The sequence below is a fragment of the Rhodococcus sp. T9N genome, from assembly GCF_024436645.1.
GTDB lineage: Bacteria > Actinomycetota > Actinomycetes > Mycobacteriales > Mycobacteriaceae > Rhodococcus_F > Rhodococcus_F qingshengii.
This window is the reverse complement of sequence record NZ_JAMSKS010000003.1, coordinates 232,782-249,012: the sequence shown is the minus strand read 5'-3', so window position 1 is coordinate 249,012 and position 16,231 is coordinate 232,782. Positions and strand designations below refer to the sequence as shown.

The following is a 16,231-nucleotide window of genomic DNA, read 5'->3' as shown; positions in this document are numbered from 1 at the left end:
TTTGATCAAGGCGGCCGCCACCGTTACCCGATCTTGACCAAAACTATTTGTCGCCGTTCTGTCGGCTGGCGTCCAGTTCTGACTTGAATGCGTCGTATCGTGCCCGGTGAGCGGGTCGACGCCGGATGATCGCCCACGCGATGCCCAGAACCACGAACCAGATCGGCGTGACGAGAAGTGCCTGCAGGGTGTCGTCCTTGGTTGTCAGTGCCCAGAGAATGAAGACGAAGAACGCGAGCACGACCCAGCACATCACGATGCCGCCGGGCATCTTGAACTTCGACGCCTCGTGCAGGTGCGGACGACGCTTCCGGTACACCATGTAGCTCGCCAGGATGATCGTCCATACGAACATGAACAGCAGCGCCGAAATGGTCGTGACGACGGTGAAGGCCTCGATCACGGAATCGCCCGAGAACAGCAGGATCAACGACGCCAGCAGGAAGATGCACGAGAACATCAGGGCGTTCGCGGGGACCTTGCGTGAGTTCAGCTTGCCGAGGGCCCTCGGTGCGTCGCCTTCCTGCGCAAGGCCGAACACCATGCGCGAGGTGGAGTAGATACCCGAGTTGGCCGAAGATGCAGCGGAGGTCAGCACGACGAAGTTGATGACAGAAGCAGCGATGCCGAGGCCGGCGAGTGTGAACATGGCGACGAACGGACTCTTGTCTGCGCTGATTTCACGCCACGGAGTCACCGCGATGATCACGGTCAGTGCAACGACGTAGAACAGCAGGACACGAATGGGGATGGAGTTGATGGCCTTCGGCAGGTTCTTCTCCGGGTCCTTCGCCTCGGCTGCCGTCGTACCGACGAGCTCGATACCCACGAAGGCGAACACGGCGATCTGGAAGCCGGCGACGAAGCCCATGAATCCGGTCGGGAACATCCCGCCGTCGTTCCAGAGGTTGTCGATACCGGAGGTGGCACCGTTCGGCGCCGTGAACCCGGAGACGACCATGACGATGCCGACGACGATCAGGCTGACGATGGCGATGATCTTGATCAGCGCGAACCAGAACTCGGTTTCACCGAAGGCGCGAACGGTCGGGAGATTGAGGAGCAACAGCGCCGCGATCGTCAGCAAAGCAGGAATCCACGCCGCGAGCCCTGGCCACCAGTACTTGAAGTACCCGGAAATCGCGATGACGTCCGCGATGCCGGTGACGATCCAGCAGAACCAGTAGGTCCAGCCGGTGAAGAATCCCGCCCAGGGGCCCAGCAGATCCGCGGCGAAGTCGGAGAACGACTTGTACGCCATGTTCGAGAGCAGCAGCTCCCCCATCGCCCGCATGACGAAGAAGAGCATGAATCCGATGATCATGTACACGAAGATCACGGAAGGCCCGGCGAGCGAGATCGTCTTGCCCGATCCCATGAACAGTCCGGTGCCGATGGCACCACCGATGGCGATCAGCTGGATATGCCGGTTGGACAGCTGACGTGAGAGGTGGGGGTCTTCGCCGGACGGCTTCGTCAGGTCTGGTGTATTCGCGTGGTCGGACACGGAGGATCCCCCTCGTCGTTCGGTTCATCCGGGGCATCGAAATCGTGCCCGTCGGGGGAACCTCGGAAAATGTGCTCTCTCAAAGTACGCGTGCACTGGCTCACATCACGCATCGGAAAGCGGACGCCGATAACCTGTCGAGGTGAACACTGACAGCACGGCCCATCAAGACGGACATATCGCCGCGACGCTGTTCGATTTCTCCGGAACCCTCTTCCGTTTGGAGGAGAGCGACGATTGGACCGAGCACCTCGTCGATCACCAAGGCGATCCGCTCGACGTGCACGCTCAAGCCGAGCTGATGCGTCGGATGACCGCGCCGGTGGGCAGAACCGTGGAGATGGACGAAGCGGGGATCTACGCGTGGGAGAACCGCGACCGGGATCCGAAGTTGCATCGTCAGGCTTACCTCGACGTGTTGAGTAAGTCCGGGGTGCCCGATCCGGTTCGGGCCGAAGCTTTCTACGCCCTGCTGGTCGATCCGGATCAGTGGTCGCCGTACCCGGATACCGGCGAGGTCCTGAAGTCACTGTCGGAGAAGGGCATACGCACTGCCGTCTTGAGCAACATCGCCTTCGACATCCGTCCGGCGTTCGCCGACCGCGGCTGGGACGTCTGGGTCGACGAGTTCGTTCTCTCGTTCGAGGTGGGTGCAGTCAAGCCTGAACCGGCGATCTTCGAGTACGCCCTCGCACAACTCGATGTGGATGCGGCGCAGACTCTGATGGTCGGTGACAGCGACATCGCCGACGGCGCTGCCCGTGACGTCGGTTGCCAGTTCGCACTCGTCGATCCCCTGCCGACGACCGAACGCCCGCGCTACTCGACGCAGTGCGGAAGTTCGGGCTTCTGTAGGGAGCGCTCAGACACCTTCGGTGAGTTCGCGCAACGACGCGTAGCGCTCGCGCACGTGGGGAGCTGGTTCGGCGTCGAATCGTCGCTCTTCCGGTTTCGGCCACACCGGCGGCTGCGTGTCCCCGGACAGTGCCCATGCTGCTTGCCTGCATGCCCCTTCGGCGACGTACTCACCCGGAGCAGGGATCACGACCGGCACTCCGAGAATTGCCGGCGCGATCTCACAGAGAGCGCGCGACTTCGCTCCGCCTCCCACGAGGAGAACTCGCTTCACCTCGACGCCTTGACGAACCAGGTCGTCGACGCCGTCGGCCAAGCCGCACAGGAGCCCTTCGATTGCGGCTCGTGCAAAGTGCGCAGGCGTCGAGTTCTGCAGCCGGAATCCGTGCATGGCCCCCGTGGCGTCAGGGCGGTTGGGCGTCCGTTCACCCTCGAAGTACGGAATCATGACCAGCCCGTCGTTTCCGAGGGGCGCCGTCGACGCCAACCGCGACAGTTCGGCGTGATCGACACCGAGAATGGACGCCGTCGCATCAAGAATGCGCGCGCCGTTGAGAGTGCACACCAGCGGCAAGTGCAGGCCGGTTGCGTCCGCGAATCCTGCCACGTTCCCGCCGGGATCATGCGTGGGGGTGGCCGATACAGCCGAGACGACGCCGGATGTTCCGATCGAGATGATCACGTCACCGGGAACTGCCCCCAAACCCAGTGCGGCTGCGGCATTGTCACCGGTGCCAGGCCCGACAATACCTCCGGAACGTGTACTTCCGATCTTTTCGTTCGGCGATGCAACTCGGGGAACATGCGGGGTTCGACCGCGAAATGCCAACGCCAGCAAATCTTTACGATATTCGCGCGTCGAGGCAGCATAATAGCCGGTTCCACTGGCGTCGCCCGCGTCGGTAACAAGCTCCTCGATTGAGCCGGACCCACCCAACTTCCAGGACAACCAGTCATGCGGAAGACACACCGCGGCAGTGCGATCGGCGTTGCCGGGTTCGTGATCTGCGAGCCATCGAAGCTTGCTTGCCGTGACCGCGGCAACCGGAACTACACCAACTGCGTCGGCCCACGCCTTGGGTCCGCCGAGCTCTTCGACCAGATCGGTCGCAGCCTTCGCCGAGCGTGTGTCGTTCCACAGCAACGCCGGTCTGACGACCTCGCCGCCACTGTCCAGACACACCATGCCGTGCTGTTGAGCTCCGACCGATACGGCTGCGACGTCGCCGAGCCCACCCGCTGCGGCGATTGCACTGTCCATCGCCTCGAGCCAGCATGCCGGATCTATCTCGGTACCGACGGGATGCGCCGCCCGCCCTTCTCGTACCAGCTCTCCCGAATCGGCATCACGGACAATGACTTTGCACGACTGGGTAGACGAATCGATACCGGCTACGAGGGCCACACTGGCGTCCTTTCCGAAGGACCGTCAGCTCGCGTTGGCGACCGCGGGCATCCGGTTGCTGCGCTTACGCAGCGATCGCACATATTCTGCGCGCTCGGTCTCCGTCATTCCACCCCAGATGCCGTACGGCTCGTGGACGGAGAGTGCGTGTTCGCGGCACTGCTGGAGTACAGGGCACGTCGCGCAGACCTTCTTGGCGTTGCGTTCACGGTTCTCGCGGGCGTGTCCACGCTCGCCGTCCGGATGGAAGTACACCGCGGAATCGTGCCCGCGGCACGCTCCCTGCAGCTGCCAGTCCCACACTTCGGCGGTCGGGTACGGCATCGGAAGGTGCTTGTGCATGATGGCGACCTCAATTCCTTACTCGGGTGACACGGATTCGGGTGACTCTGGGCTGACGCCGGGTCGGACTTATCGACGCCTGACCGATTGGCCGAGTCGATGTGCACAGACCGTTGCGAGTTCGCCGGTGACCGGCGGAGTCAGCGCTACGACGCCGTCGTCGAGAATTGCCTGCAGCCTGCGGAAATACTCGTCCGGGGCGAGGCCGAAGGTTACAAAGATCTCTTCGTCAGGTCCACCGTCGAACTGCTGCCACTTACGTGCGAACTCGACGATCTCTTGTGTATCGGTGCGGCTCATCAGGTTCTCCCCTGTTTGTGCGCCCTGCTTCACAGAAACTGCGACTCGTCTCCTCGGACGCCCGTGGCAGTGAGTCAAGACACAGACTATGCCTACTTCTGCTTTTTCACAAGACCTACTTACGTCTTTTTGTGAACAAAGTATGCCAACTTTCGCACGCTGAAGTTACCGACGAGGAATGCTTGAATAGGACAATGACCCGACCGTCCACGACTCCGGCTACTGCGGGAGAGGTATTCACGCTGATACGCAGCGGTTCCGCAACCACGCGCAGCGAGATCGGGAAGCTCACCGGCCTGTCCAGGACGGCGGTATCGGCCAGGGTTGCAGCACTTCAATCGCTTGGTTTGATTGCCGATGACGACGAGGGCCCGTCGACAGGCGGTCGGCCGCCGTCCACTCTCACGTTCGCGAACTCGTCCGGCGTGGTTCTTGTCGTGGCAATCGGTCGATCGCGGGCACAACTTGCCGTCACCGACCTGGCGGGCACGATCCTCGCGGCAGAAGACATCGACAAGTCGGTCGGGGTCGGCCCCGACGAACTGATGCCCGAAATTGCCGAGCATCTTTCGTCACTACTGGCCCAGGTCCACCGCGCGTCTACCGAGGTCATCGGAATCGGACTGAGCATTCCCGGAACGGTCGACGTCGCCGCGGGAGCAAGCCTCGACTCTCCGATGATGGCGGGGTGGGACGGAGTCGCGCTTGCCCCCTATCTGGCATCGGTGACCACGGCTCCGCTGTTCGCGGACAACGATGCCAACGTGATGGCTCTGGCCGAATTGAGCGAGCGACGCGAGAGTGCGCCCAACCTCCTGATGATCAAGGCGTCAACCGGCCTCGGCGCAGGAATCGTCATGGGCGGAGTCCTCCAACGCGGTTCACTCGGAGCGTCCGGCGAGATCGGGCATACCAAAACCGCTGCAGCGCGCGGCATGAAGTGTCGCTGCGGCGACGTCGGCTGCGTCGAAACTGTCGCCAGCGGTTGGGCTCTCGTGCACGCCCTCCGAGATCAGGGCCGAAGCGTCGGTCACGTGCGTGATGTCGTCCGCCTCGCCCTGGACGGCGACAGCGAAGCCCGCCGGCTCATCAGAAGCAGCGGCCGACTGATCGGCGACGTCATTTCCGGCGCGGTCAATCTCCTCAATCCCGAGGTCCTGATCATCGGCGGCGACATGGCCGAGGCGGACGAACTCTTCCTCGCCGGGCTTCGGGAGTCCGTCTACGGCAACGCAACGGCGCTTGCCACCCGAAAGCTTCAGATCGCTTCGGTCAGCCACGGCGCACAATCCGGCATCCTCGGTTGTGCGGTTCTCGTCCTCGACCATCTGCTCAGCGCCAGGGAAATCGATCTGCGGATCGCGGCGTCACTCCACACGTGAGTCGCTGACTTCTCGCACGCTCCGCATCAAACAATCAGACTTTTCCGGCATCGCTTGTGTTGACGCTCACACTTCTGCATAATTCATTACCTACCGATCATTCGGTTGTCGATATCGACGATGAGATCGCGCAGGAACGCTCCGAGTCAGCCAAAAGCATGCACCGAGCACACCGGCAACGTCGCAGATCGAACAGCGTTTCTCCCCTGTTCCGACTTCGCAGTTTCACCGTGTCGGTGAACCACGTGACTGGCAGAAAGTAGCTCGATGACCACAACCAGAACTGGCACCAAGCCCGCCGCGAAGGAATACGACCGCGCCGCGATGGCGTCGATGGTCGGCACCACCGTCGAGTGGTACGACTTCTTCATCTACGCCCAAGCTGCAGCCCTGATCTTTGCCGACCTGTTCTTCAAGCCGATGGGCTCGGCCGGCCAGATCGTCTCCTACGTCACGGTCGGCATCAGCTTTGTCTTCCGTCCTCTCGGTGCCATCGTGGCCGGCTATCTCGGCGACAGGCTCGGCCGCAAACGTGTCCTGGTCGCGACGTTGGCGATGATGGGTGCCGCGACGGTTCTCATCGGCGTGCTGCCGACGTATGCATCGATCGGAATCTGGGCACCGATCCTGTTGATCCTGCTTCGCGTCGTCCAAGGATTCTCGACGGGCGGCGAATGGGGCGGGGCCGCTCTTCTTGCCGTCGAACACGCACCCACCAAGCGTCGAGGATTCTTCGGAGCGTTCGTACAGATGGGAGTACCGCTCGGAATGTTGCTCGCCACCGGCGTTTTGGCACTGTGCACGTTCACCCTCACGGACGAACAGTTCACCACCTGGGGATGGCGAGTGCCGTTCCTGCTCAGCGTCGTGTTGATCGGCGTCGGCTTCTACATTCGAAGCAAGGTCAGCGAGTCACCCGTATTCGCCGAACTCAAGGAACGCCGCACCGAGAGCAACACGCCTATCCGAACTCTGTTCAAGAAACACCCGAAGCAGGTCGTACTCGCGGCGCTGTCCTTCATCGGCACAAACGGCAACGGCTACATGGTGATCGGCGGATTCATCGTCGCGTACGCAACCAAGACCTATGGCCTGGGTAAGACCGAACTACTGATTGCCACGCTCGCAAGTGCCGTCACGTGGGGCGTTTTCACCATGATCGGCGCCTACTGGTCGGATCGACGCGGCCGCACCACGGTGATGAACGTGGGCAACCTCGCAATGGTCCTCTTCGCGGTGCCGTTCTTCCTCCTCATCGACACCGGGAATCTCGGCTGGATCTACGTGGCGATGATCCTGTTCTCGGTCGGACTCGGGCTGTCGTACGGACCTCAACCCGCGTTGTTCGCCGAACTGTTCCCGGCTTCGATCCGTTACAGCGGTGCGTCGATCTCCTACGCGGTAGGCACCATCTTCGGCGGCGCCTTTGCTCCCACCGTCGCACAGTGGCTCCTCGGCAAGACCGGTGGCACCCTTGCCATCTCGATATACCTCGCCCTGCTGGCCGCGGTCTCGTTCGTCGCCACGATGCTCATCAAGGATCGATCAGGACGAGACCTGATGGTGTAATCGACCTGAATGTGGACGCCCAACGGCGTCGCGATGCCGGAGTTTGTCAGCCGAACTTTCGAAAGGCGAACTCCGGCAACTTCTTCGCAGCATTCGCTGTGCGCACGATCTTGTGGTTCTTGCCTCGCATCAGCGCCAGTTGGATCCGCGATTCGATCCAGAACGCGCCGCGAGGCGAGCGGTTCCAGGTCTTGTGCAGCAACGTCTTCGTCGCTGCGACGGCGTCCGGCGAGCGAACCGCGATCTGCGACAGCAGTTCCTGCGCCGGCTTGATCGGATTGTCGCTGACTCCGCTCACGAACCCCCACTCGAGAGCCTGATTTCCGTCGAACAGTTCAGCAGTCATGGCGAGGCGTTTCACGACGTCCATTGCCGCGAGTTCGCGCATCGTGACCGTTCCGGTCATGTCGGGGATCAATCCCCACTTCGCCTCCATCACCGAGAACGTGCAATCGGGGGTGGTGAATCGAAAGTCTGCGGCGAGCGCCAATTGCAGTCCCCCACCGAAGCAGTGCCCGTGAACGACCGCGATGACCGGCACGGGCAATTCGCGCCACACCCAGCACGCGCGTTGAAAGAGGTTGGTCTTCTGACCGGGAAATTTCGCGAAGGCCTTCGCCATGCGCCTCGGTTGCTTACCCGCAGAGGCGAAGTCCAACCCGGCCGAGAACGCGTCACCCGCGCCTTGAAGAATCACGCCCCGGATCGAACGATCAGCTTCGATAGTTCGAGCGGCGTCCACCAGGGCGTCGAGCATGTCCAGATCGAGACCGTTGAGTTTCTCCGGTCGGCTGAGCGTCACGTACGCCACCGACTGCACTACCTCGACACGAACGCGATCACTCACGGCTACTCCTTCGGTTAGACATACCCCCGACGAACTTACCTGAGAGTAAGTTCGTCGGGGGTCCGTCATGCCATCTCCGCAAGAAGTTCCATGGTCACTTTGCCGGCAGGATCCGAATCAGTGGATGAAGGCACGGCCACGACGGAGTCCACTCCCGCCGCTCGGTACGCCTCGAGTTGCTCGCGGGCATCGGCCGGAGTCCCGACGATTCCCACCGTTGCCACCATCGCGTCCGAGACCTGGCTCAAGAGCTCGCGCGGCGCGGCCCCGGCCCTGGCTGCCTCGATCACATCAGCGAAGCCCGCGCGGACGAACATGTCCGAGTACCCCGGAGCAGCCAGATACGGTACGAGCCCGCGTCGAAGTTGATCGATCGACACCTGTGACGGTCCATTCTCGGCGACGGCAGCCGGTGCCCACACCGACACGAAAGGCATGCCGGTTTCCAACTCGGCAGCGATTTCCTTGCACCGTGTGATCAGGCGCCCCGCTTGCTCCGGGCTGACCAGATTGAGCACCAGTTCGTCGCCCAACTCCACCGCGGCCCGAAGCGCCTTGTCCCCGAATGCCGCAACAATCAGCCGCCCACCTGGCGGCTGAAGTCGCAGCCGATATCCGCTGGTCCGCATCACCGTTCCGGCGACTTCGCCCCGTTCACCGTCCATCAGCGCTCGTACACCGCGGGCGGACTCCGCGAGCGCCCGAGCTGCCCCGGACCTGCTTCGTCCATGCCATTTTTCGACCACGACAGTGCTGGACGTACCCAAGGCGATCGACACGTGGCGCCCGGTGAGATCGGCCACCGACGCCGCCCCGATCGCGATCATCGCCGGATCACGAACCGTCACCGCGAGTGGGCCGACCACCAGTTCGGAGTACTCGAAGCCGACGCCGACCGACGTCGCCAGCGCAAAGGCGTCGTACGTCGCCATCTCCCCCACCCACACTCGGCCGAACCCCAGTTTGTCGGCGAGGCGCGCGGTAGTGGTCACCTCCCGCGGCGGACGGTCCTGCCACAACCCCAGGGAGATGTCGATGGTCGGCAAACCTCTACTCGAAGTCGGAGACAAGACCCATTCCCTCCAACAGTGTCGGACGGTCGTAGTACTCGAGCCACTCGGTGATCCGTCCGTCTGCCATGCTGAGGATTCCGACAACAGGAACGACGCCATGGGTACCGTCGAAGTGGAAGTCGTCCACTCGCTGCACAAATACCCTTCCGTCGATCACGCCGAGAGACTCGATCTTCAGTGTGATCCGTTCACACTTGCTTGCCAGTAACGCAATTCGGCCCGCAACGGCCTCCTTGCCGACAAGAGGTTCCTGCATGACGCTGTGGAGCACACCGTCTTCGGCGAACAGGTCGACGACGCGTGTCCAGTCCATGACGTCCCACGCCTGGAACATCTCACGCGCCAACGCAAGCTTGTCACTGTCGTTCATCACACTCATGCCACACTCTTCTGTCGAAGCTCACGCTTGAGGATCTTTCCGGTCGAATTGCGCGGCAGTTCTTTCCGAATCTCCAGCCGCTCGGGAAGTTTGTACGACGCGATGCGCTTGTCCTTCAGGAACGCGACCAGAGCATCGAGTTCGAGTTCCGTCTCGGGTCGAAGTGTCACCACTGCTGCGACGCGCTCACCGAGTACTTCGTCGGGGTCGCCGATGACGGCCACGTCCGCAACGGCCGGATGCTCGGCGATCAATCCCTCCAGTTCGGCTGGGGCGATGTTCATTCCGCCGCGGATCACGAGGTCCTTCCCCCGGTCCAGGTAGCGGAGAAACTGCCCGTGATCACCGGCAATCTCGAAGATGTCTCCGGTGCAGAGGAATCCGCGCTCGTCGAACGGAGACGGCCGATCGCCGAGATAGCCGGCAAAGACCGTCGGTCCGCTGATTCGCAACTCACCCGGGTGCCCGACTTCCGTGATGTCCTCGCCGGTGACCACGTCGACCAAGCGAACGTCCATCCAGTCCGAGATTCTGGTGCTCCAGCGGAAGTTCTCGACACCGAAACGAGGGAAGTACCGTGCGCGGTCGTCCGGATCCGGCATGTCCGCAGGCGAGGAGAGCAGACTGATGCCTTCGTTGGACCCGAAGAAGTTGATGACTCCGATTCCATATCGCTCCTGCCATCCCCGCACCATCGGAGGTTGCAGTGGCACCGAACCCGAACCGATCCGAGTCAAGCTCGACAGGTCGACCGCCGCGAGCATCGACTCGTCGGCGAGCAGCATCCACAACAGCGCAGGCGGCGCTACCGTGTACGTCACGCGCTCGGCCTCGATCTGCCCGAGGAATACTCGAAGGTCGAACGGGTGATGCTGTACCAGTACACATCCCGTGCGGAGCCACGGCAGGAACATTCCGTTGATTCCGGCCATGTTGACCATCGGGAACGGGTTCAACAAGACGTCGCCGACTCCGATGTCGGGAGCGTCGATCGTGGCCCAGCAGATGGCCAGCCACTCGTAGTGCGAACGTGGGACACCCTTCGGTTCGCTTTCGGTCCCGGAGGTCCAACAGATCGTCATCGCATCGTTGGGGTCGTTGGGATCTTCGGTGATTCGTACATCCAATTCACTGCGCTGTGTTTCGGTGGCCGCCCGAGGACTCAGCCCCACGACACCGGCGGGCAACTGGGCCGGAAGCTCGGATGCGGGAGCGTAGGCGAACACCGATCTCAGAGAGGGAATCCGGGATCTGATTGCAGCGATCTCCTTAGCAGGGAGTCTGTCACCAAAACTGGGTACGGTGACAAATGCTGCAAACGCCGCCTGGTTTGCCATTCCTTCCACTTCACGTTCGCGGTACTGCATGGGCAAGGGTGAGACCACGATCCCCAGAGACCACGCTGCAAGGTAGACCTCGACCAATTCGACGGTATTGGGCATCTGCACGCCCAGAACATCTCCCCGGCCCAAACCCACCTCGGAGAAGCCGGCAGCGAGCGCGATGACTTCGCTCTCCAGTTGGTTCCAACTGAGGCGTCGCGGATCTCCGCCGGACAACTCGCTCCGGTTCGCCGGATCAACCACGGCAAGTTCGTCACCGCGTACCCGCACCTGCGCCCGGAACACCTGATCGATCGTCTCGTCGGACCACCACCCTTTCGAGGTGTATTCGTCCACCTTGACGCGAGGATGCAATCCCCTGTGTGCCTTGTTCATTCGCGTACTCGTTTCAGTTCTCGTAACGGCCGGAAATGTCGATCACGTCGCCTTGCTTCTCGAACGCCTGGGTAGCGGCGTTCCACTCGAACGGCTGGAATGCCAGGATTCCCAATGCATGGTCCGCGGTCATCGTGAATTTGATTCCGTCGATGAACATCGGCGGGTGGTAGTCCTGCGTTCGTGCGGCACTCATGATGCTGGCGCGTGAGAGCCCGTCGGATGACTCAGAGGCCCGAGTGAAGTTGTCCACCAACAGGTCACCGATGGCCCAGCCGTTCACGGTGTAGCTGTTGGTCGGGGAATCGGCACCGTGAGCAGCCGCACCGGCCAGGTAGTCACGTACCGCCGCGTCGTCCTTGTAGAGGGCGTTGTTGGGATCCTTGAGCCACACCATCACCTGCTGCCCGTCGGCAGCATCACCGGCGGGCGCATACAGCGTCGCACCGTCGACGCAGTTCGACGGTTGAATCACGGTGTCGGGCTTCCATCCGACACGTCCGATCGCCTGGGTGATCGCGAGGCAATCGGTGGTGACACCGGCCACCACCAATACCTCGGCGCCACTGGCTTTGAGGGTCGATGCCGCCGTCTTGGGGTCGGTCAGCGCCTCTTCGGCTGCGATCTCGAAGTTCGTTCCTTCGATCGCGGACTTGAAACCGTTGGCGATCCCTTGTCCGGACTCGGTCTGGTTCGTGGCCAAGGCAACCTTGGCGCCGCTCGGATACTTCTTCTTCAGGCTTTCGACCACTACCTCCATCTCGACGCCCGGATCCGGTAGATACTCCGTGGTCCACGGAAAGTCTTCGATCACCCGGAACTCGGGCATGCCTGCCTGCGCGAAGAGCAGTGGAACACAGGCAGTGGTCTGGTCGTCCGCGATGGCGTTCAACTGGCCTGCTCCGAACGTGCCCAGAACGTCGACCTTGTCCTTCTGAATGAACTCTCCGACATTGGCTTTGGCGTGCTCCGGGGAGAAGGCATCGTCCTTGACCACGACGTCGAGCTTGACGCCGCCGACGCCGCCGGCCGCGTTCTCGACCTCGAACCGTGCTCGCATTCCTTCGATCACGTTGCCGACCGCGTCGGCGAGCGGGCCGGACGTCGGCCCACTCCACCCCACCGTGAGTTTGTCGGTGATCGGCGCCGCGGCACCACTGGGATCGCTGCAGTCGTCGACCGATACTGCTCCGGCCGAGGTCGACGTGTTGCTCTCTGCGTCGGAGTTACCTCCGCAGGCCGAAAGGAGTAGTGCCGCAGCGGCGATGACTGCGGGAATCGTGGTCTGCCTTTTCATATCGTCCAGTTCCTTGCTGTGAGTTGAGAGAAACGAGAGTGGGCGAGGGAGACGGCGCTCAGGTGCGGGGTTCACCTTCGCGATACTTGGGATGATCTGCGGGAACCACCAGGACAAACCGTCGGAGAACGCTGTTGATCCGGCCGACGATTCCGTCCGGCATCAAGAACACGATCGCGATCAGCACCGCGCCGAACACCACTCCCGACACGGGGCCGTCGGTGACGCTTCCGGTGTAGTACGGCAGGAACACCACTGCCGTAGCCCCGACGATCGGGCCGAATTGCGTTGCGATTCCGCCCAACACCAGTCCGGTGATGAACTCGATCGACTTCATCAACGAAAAGGACTCGGGTGAGAGCGCGCCGATGTACATCGTGAACAGCGAACCTGCCAGACCGGTGATCGCGCCGGAAAGTCCGAAAGCGAGAATCTTGACCCGCGCGACGTTGATGCCGTTTGCACTCGCCGCAATCTCGTTGTCGCGCACCGCAACCATTGCCAGACCGAATCGACTCTTGACGAGATTGCGGATCAGGAGCATGACCACTGCCAGCGTCACTACCGAAACCCAGAAGATCCAGAGATAGGTGTCCGCGCGGGTCAAACCCGTCCATTTCGGCGGGACCAGAAGATTCGCACGAACGACCATGCCGGCCGCGCCACCGGTGAGATCCCCGGTCTTGCGGATCACTTCGGGAAACGCCACAGCGACGGCGAGGGTAACGAGGGCCAGATACAGCCCTTTGATCCGCAAGGAGGGAAGCCCGACGAGAAGTCCTAGTACGAAACACAATACGACTGCCATCGGGATTGTGGTCAACGGCGAGTATCCGCGATCGACGATCAGAACGCCGGTCGTGTACGCGCCGAGGCCGAAGAAGGCAGAATGGCCGATCGACAGAAGTCCGGTGTACCCGCTGACGATATTCAGTCCGGCGATGGCAATCGCGATGATGAAGACACTCGTGAACTGCCCTACGCGAAACGGCGCGCTCTGCGACACGAGGAGCAGGGCACAGACGGCAGCCACCAGCAGAACCAGTTGGAGTATCCGGTACGACGTCGATCCGGCAACCACCACGCGCGGCTGCCTGACTGCCTTTTCGGCGACCGCGGGTTCATTTCTCTCGGCAAGCGTCGTCATACCCGCTCCAGTTTCTTGGTACCGAACAGTCCATTGGGTCTGACGAAGAGGATCACCACGATGATCAGTAGCGCGGATGTCTGCTGCAGCGAACCGCCGATGACCGAAATGTAGCCGCTGAGCATCGATTCCAGAACACCGATCGTCAACCCACCCACAACTGCGCCGACAAGACTGTCCAGACCGCCGAACAGCGCTGCCGCAGATGCTGCGATGAAGATCGGGAACATGGTCGTGAGGCCGAGTTGTTGCGGCGAGAGCGGAGTGACCAGGACACCGGCCAGTGCGCCGATCGCTGCCGCAACACCCCAGCCGATTGCGAGTATCCGGCTGGTCGGAACTCCGGCGAGAGTGGCAGATTCGGCATTGTCCGCGACGGCACGCATGTGCAGACCGACTCTCGTCTTGCGAAAGAGCAAGGACATCAACACAAGTAGGACAACGAGCGCAACCAGTACGCCCAGTGCGTCGCCGTACACGCGCGCGCCGCCCACTGAGATGTAGTCGGTGGGACCGTTGGGAAACGGGCTCGGCATGATCTTCGTTTCGCTCCCCCACAGCATTCCGGCCAACGAGTTGAGCCCGGTGAACAATCCCAGTGCCACTATCAGCACTGCCATGTCACTTCTACGTTGAACCGGCCGGATGAGCAGACGCTCCATCAACGCCCCGAGCAGGAAGCCGAGAGCGAGAGCCGCTCCGATCGCGGCCCAGATCGGCCAGGACATCGTTGTGAGCCACCACGCCACGAAGGTTGTGAACAGGGCCAACTCGCCCTGAGCGAAGTTGATCGTGCCGGTGGCACGGAACACCACCACGAGTGCCAGCGCGAGAATTGCGTAGATCGAGCCGTTGGTCAATCCGGAGATGAGTCGTTCGAGAAAGAGTGTCACCGTTTACTCCTGGTACCCGAGATAGGCGCTGCGCACGACGTCGTCCGAACGAAATTCCTCGGGCGTGCCGGCAGCGACGATGGTGCCTACGTCGAGCAGGAAGACCTTCGACGCGAGTTTCATCGCGAGATCGGCATTCTGTTCCACGATCAGCAGTGCAGTTCCGTCGCTCCGGTTGATCGCACCGAGCGTGTCGAACAATTCGGCGATGACGATGGGCGCCAGACCCAGGCTCGGTTCGTCGCACAAAAGCAGGGTGGGACGGCTCATCAATGCCCGCGCGACCGCGAGCATCTGCTGTTCACCGCCTGACAGCGAACCTGCCAACTGTGTGGACCTCCTCGCGAGCACCGGAAATGTCTCACACCACCGCTCGATGTCGGCCTCGATCTCCGCCTTGTCGTTGCGAAGCGCAGCGCCGACGAGCAGGTTGTCACGTACCGACAGTTGACCGAGAGTTCCACGGCCCTGTGGGACAAGGCTGACGCCGGCGGCCACGGCGCGTTCAGGTTTGGATCCGAGCGGCGAACCGTTGAAGGTGATCGTTCCCTGGTGCGGAATCAATCCGGCAAGCGCACGCATCATGGTGGTCTTGCCGGCACCGTTCGCGCCGAGAACAACAGCGACCCCGCCGGGTTCCACGTCGAGCGACACCCCGTGCAGTACATTGCCTCGCCCGTAACCGGCATGCAGATCATCGACGGTCAGCAGGCTCATGCCGCTCGCCCCAGATAAGCATTGATCACGGCGTCGTTCTGCTGGATCTCCGCCGGAGTACCTTCAGCGATCTTGTGGCCGAAGTTCAGTGCGACAACGTGATCGGAGATACCCAGCACCAATCCCATGTGGTGTTCGACCAGAAGCGCTCCGAAGCCGAAGTCGTCGCGGAGCGAGACGATCAGTTCTCCCAACTCCTTGACTTCGCTGTGTGTGAGCCCGCCGGCGGGCTCGTCGAGCAGAAGCAGCGAAGGCTCGGACATCAATGCTCGTGCCAGTTCGACGCGCTTGAGTGTTCCGAACGGAAGGCCTGCTGCCGGCGCGTTCGCGACGTCGACGAGTTCGAGGCGTTCGAGCAGGTACCAGGCCTTCTCTCGCAGTTCTCGGACTCGGGCGCGCGCTGGAGGCCAGCCGAGAAGCCCGCTCGCCAGTCCGAAGCGGCCCCGAGACGATCCGCCGACCATGGTGTTGTCGAAGACGCTCATGCCGCTGAACAGTGCGAGATTCTGGAAGGTCCGAGCGATCCCTGCAGATGCCAATGCATAGGGCCGCAATCCCAAGAGGTCGGTTCCTTGCCAGGTGATGACACCGCGACTCGGTTCGTAAATCCTTGTGATGCAGTTGAACAGCGTGGTCTTACCAGCGCCGTTCGGCCCGATGAGTCCGCAGATCTGGCCGGCGTGGACGTCGAAGCCGACGTCGTCGAGAGCCGTGACTCCGCCGAATTCGATCGATACATCGGAGAGCGTGAGTACGACCGGGTCATTCGCAGGTTGTGCGGGTGGTGTGTTTCCAAGCAT

Annotated in this window: 15 protein-coding genes and 1 pseudogene; 3 read left to right on the top strand and 13 right to left on the bottom strand. The window is 62.0% G+C overall.

The features are described 5' to 3' along the window. Positions 1-43: 43 nt before the first annotated feature. Positions 44-1,507: a D-serine/D-alanine/glycine transporter gene (gene cycA / locus M1L53_RS07595; protein WP_003946351.1), complete on the bottom strand. Its 1,464-nt coding sequence runs from the start codon at positions 1,505-1,507 to the stop codon at positions 44-46. Between the two features lie 142 nt (positions 1,508-1,649). On the opposite strand from cycA, the pseudogene M1L53_RS07590 reads away from it, so the two are divergent. Further along, positions 1,650-2,362 (top strand): annotated as a pseudogene (locus M1L53_RS07590) (HAD family hydrolase). 7 nt (positions 2,363-2,369) lie between these two features. Here M1L53_RS07590 and xylB read toward each other — a convergent pair. From xylB to M1L53_RS07575, 3 genes are all read right to left on the bottom strand, one after another. After that, positions 2,370-3,767: a xylulokinase gene (xylB, locus tag M1L53_RS07585; protein ID WP_007727678.1), complete on the bottom strand. Its 1,398-nt coding sequence runs from the start codon at positions 3,765-3,767 to the stop codon at positions 2,370-2,372. A gap of 24 nt (positions 3,768-3,791) precedes the next feature. After that, positions 3,792-4,109 (bottom strand): WhiB family transcriptional regulator, encoded by a 318-nt coding sequence (locus tag M1L53_RS07580; protein ID WP_003946343.1) that lies wholly within the window; start codon positions 4,107-4,109, stop codon positions 3,792-3,794. A 69-nt stretch (positions 4,110-4,178) separates the two neighbouring features. Further along, complete coding sequence (locus M1L53_RS07575) at positions 4,179-4,409, bottom strand: DUF3263 domain-containing protein (RefSeq protein WP_030534904.1); 231 nt, start codon at positions 4,407-4,409, stop codon at positions 4,179-4,181. Positions 4,410-4,603: 194 nt separating this feature from the next. On the opposite strand from M1L53_RS07575, the gene M1L53_RS07570 reads away from it, so the two are divergent. Both M1L53_RS07570 and M1L53_RS07565 read left to right on the top strand, forming a co-directional pair. After that, positions 4,604-5,791 (top strand): ROK family transcriptional regulator, encoded by a 1,188-nt coding sequence (locus M1L53_RS07570; RefSeq protein WP_003946405.1) that lies wholly within the window; start codon positions 4,604-4,606, stop codon positions 5,789-5,791. Between the two features lie 267 nt (positions 5,792-6,058). Beyond that, a complete protein-coding gene (locus tag M1L53_RS07565; RefSeq protein ID WP_007727683.1) occupies positions 6,059-7,360 on the top strand; it encodes an MFS transporter in 1,302 nt (433 codons plus the stop codon). Positions 7,361-7,406: 46 nt separating this feature from the next. On the opposite strand, the gene M1L53_RS07560 is transcribed toward M1L53_RS07565, so the two are convergent. From M1L53_RS07560 to M1L53_RS07520, 9 genes are all read right to left on the bottom strand, one after another. Next, entirely contained in the window at positions 7,407-8,207 is an 801-nt protein-coding gene (locus M1L53_RS07560) for a crotonase/enoyl-CoA hydratase family protein (protein ID WP_042451070.1), read from the bottom strand. Between the two features lie 65 nt (positions 8,208-8,272). Next, positions 8,273-9,277, bottom strand: coding sequence for an LLM class F420-dependent oxidoreductase (locus M1L53_RS07555; protein WP_228232790.1), 1,005 nt, complete (start codon positions 9,275-9,277; stop codon positions 8,273-8,275). Next, positions 9,258-9,659, bottom strand: coding sequence for a nuclear transport factor 2 family protein (locus M1L53_RS07550; protein WP_021345212.1), 402 nt, complete (start codon positions 9,657-9,659; stop codon positions 9,258-9,260). The genes M1L53_RS07555 and M1L53_RS07550 overlap by 20 nt, the downstream gene beginning before the upstream one ends. After that, entirely contained in the window at positions 9,656-11,377 is a 1,722-nt protein-coding gene (locus M1L53_RS07545; RefSeq protein WP_054188829.1) for a class I adenylate-forming enzyme family protein, read from the bottom strand. The genes M1L53_RS07550 and M1L53_RS07545 overlap by 4 nt, the downstream gene beginning before the upstream one ends. A 13-nt stretch (positions 11,378-11,390) precedes the next feature. Further along, positions 11,391-12,674, bottom strand: a complete 1,284-nt coding sequence (locus M1L53_RS07540; RefSeq protein ID WP_054188830.1) for an ABC transporter substrate-binding protein — start codon at positions 12,672-12,674, stop codon at positions 11,391-11,393. 58 nt (positions 12,675-12,732) lie between these two features. After that, on the bottom strand, positions 12,733-13,821 hold the full coding sequence (locus M1L53_RS07535; RefSeq protein WP_030534909.1) for a branched-chain amino acid ABC transporter permease: 1,089 nt from the start codon (positions 13,819-13,821) through the stop codon (positions 12,733-12,735). Beyond that, a complete protein-coding gene (locus tag M1L53_RS07530) occupies positions 13,818-14,714 on the bottom strand; it encodes a branched-chain amino acid ABC transporter permease (protein WP_003940241.1) in 897 nt (298 codons plus the stop codon). Before M1L53_RS07530 ends, M1L53_RS07535 begins: the two co-directional genes overlap by 4 nt. A 3-nt stretch (positions 14,715-14,717) precedes the next feature. Then, positions 14,718-15,431 carry an ABC transporter ATP-binding protein gene (locus M1L53_RS07525; protein ID WP_054188831.1) on the bottom strand — a complete coding sequence of 238 codons (714 nt, stop codon included), beginning with the start codon at positions 15,429-15,431 and terminating at the stop codon, positions 14,718-14,720. Next, the gene (locus tag M1L53_RS07520) at positions 15,428-16,231 is read right to left on the bottom strand and encodes an ABC transporter ATP-binding protein (RefSeq protein ID WP_003940309.1); all 804 of its coding nucleotides are present in this window, start codon (positions 16,229-16,231) and stop codon (positions 15,428-15,430) included. The genes M1L53_RS07525 and M1L53_RS07520 overlap by 4 nt, the downstream gene beginning before the upstream one ends.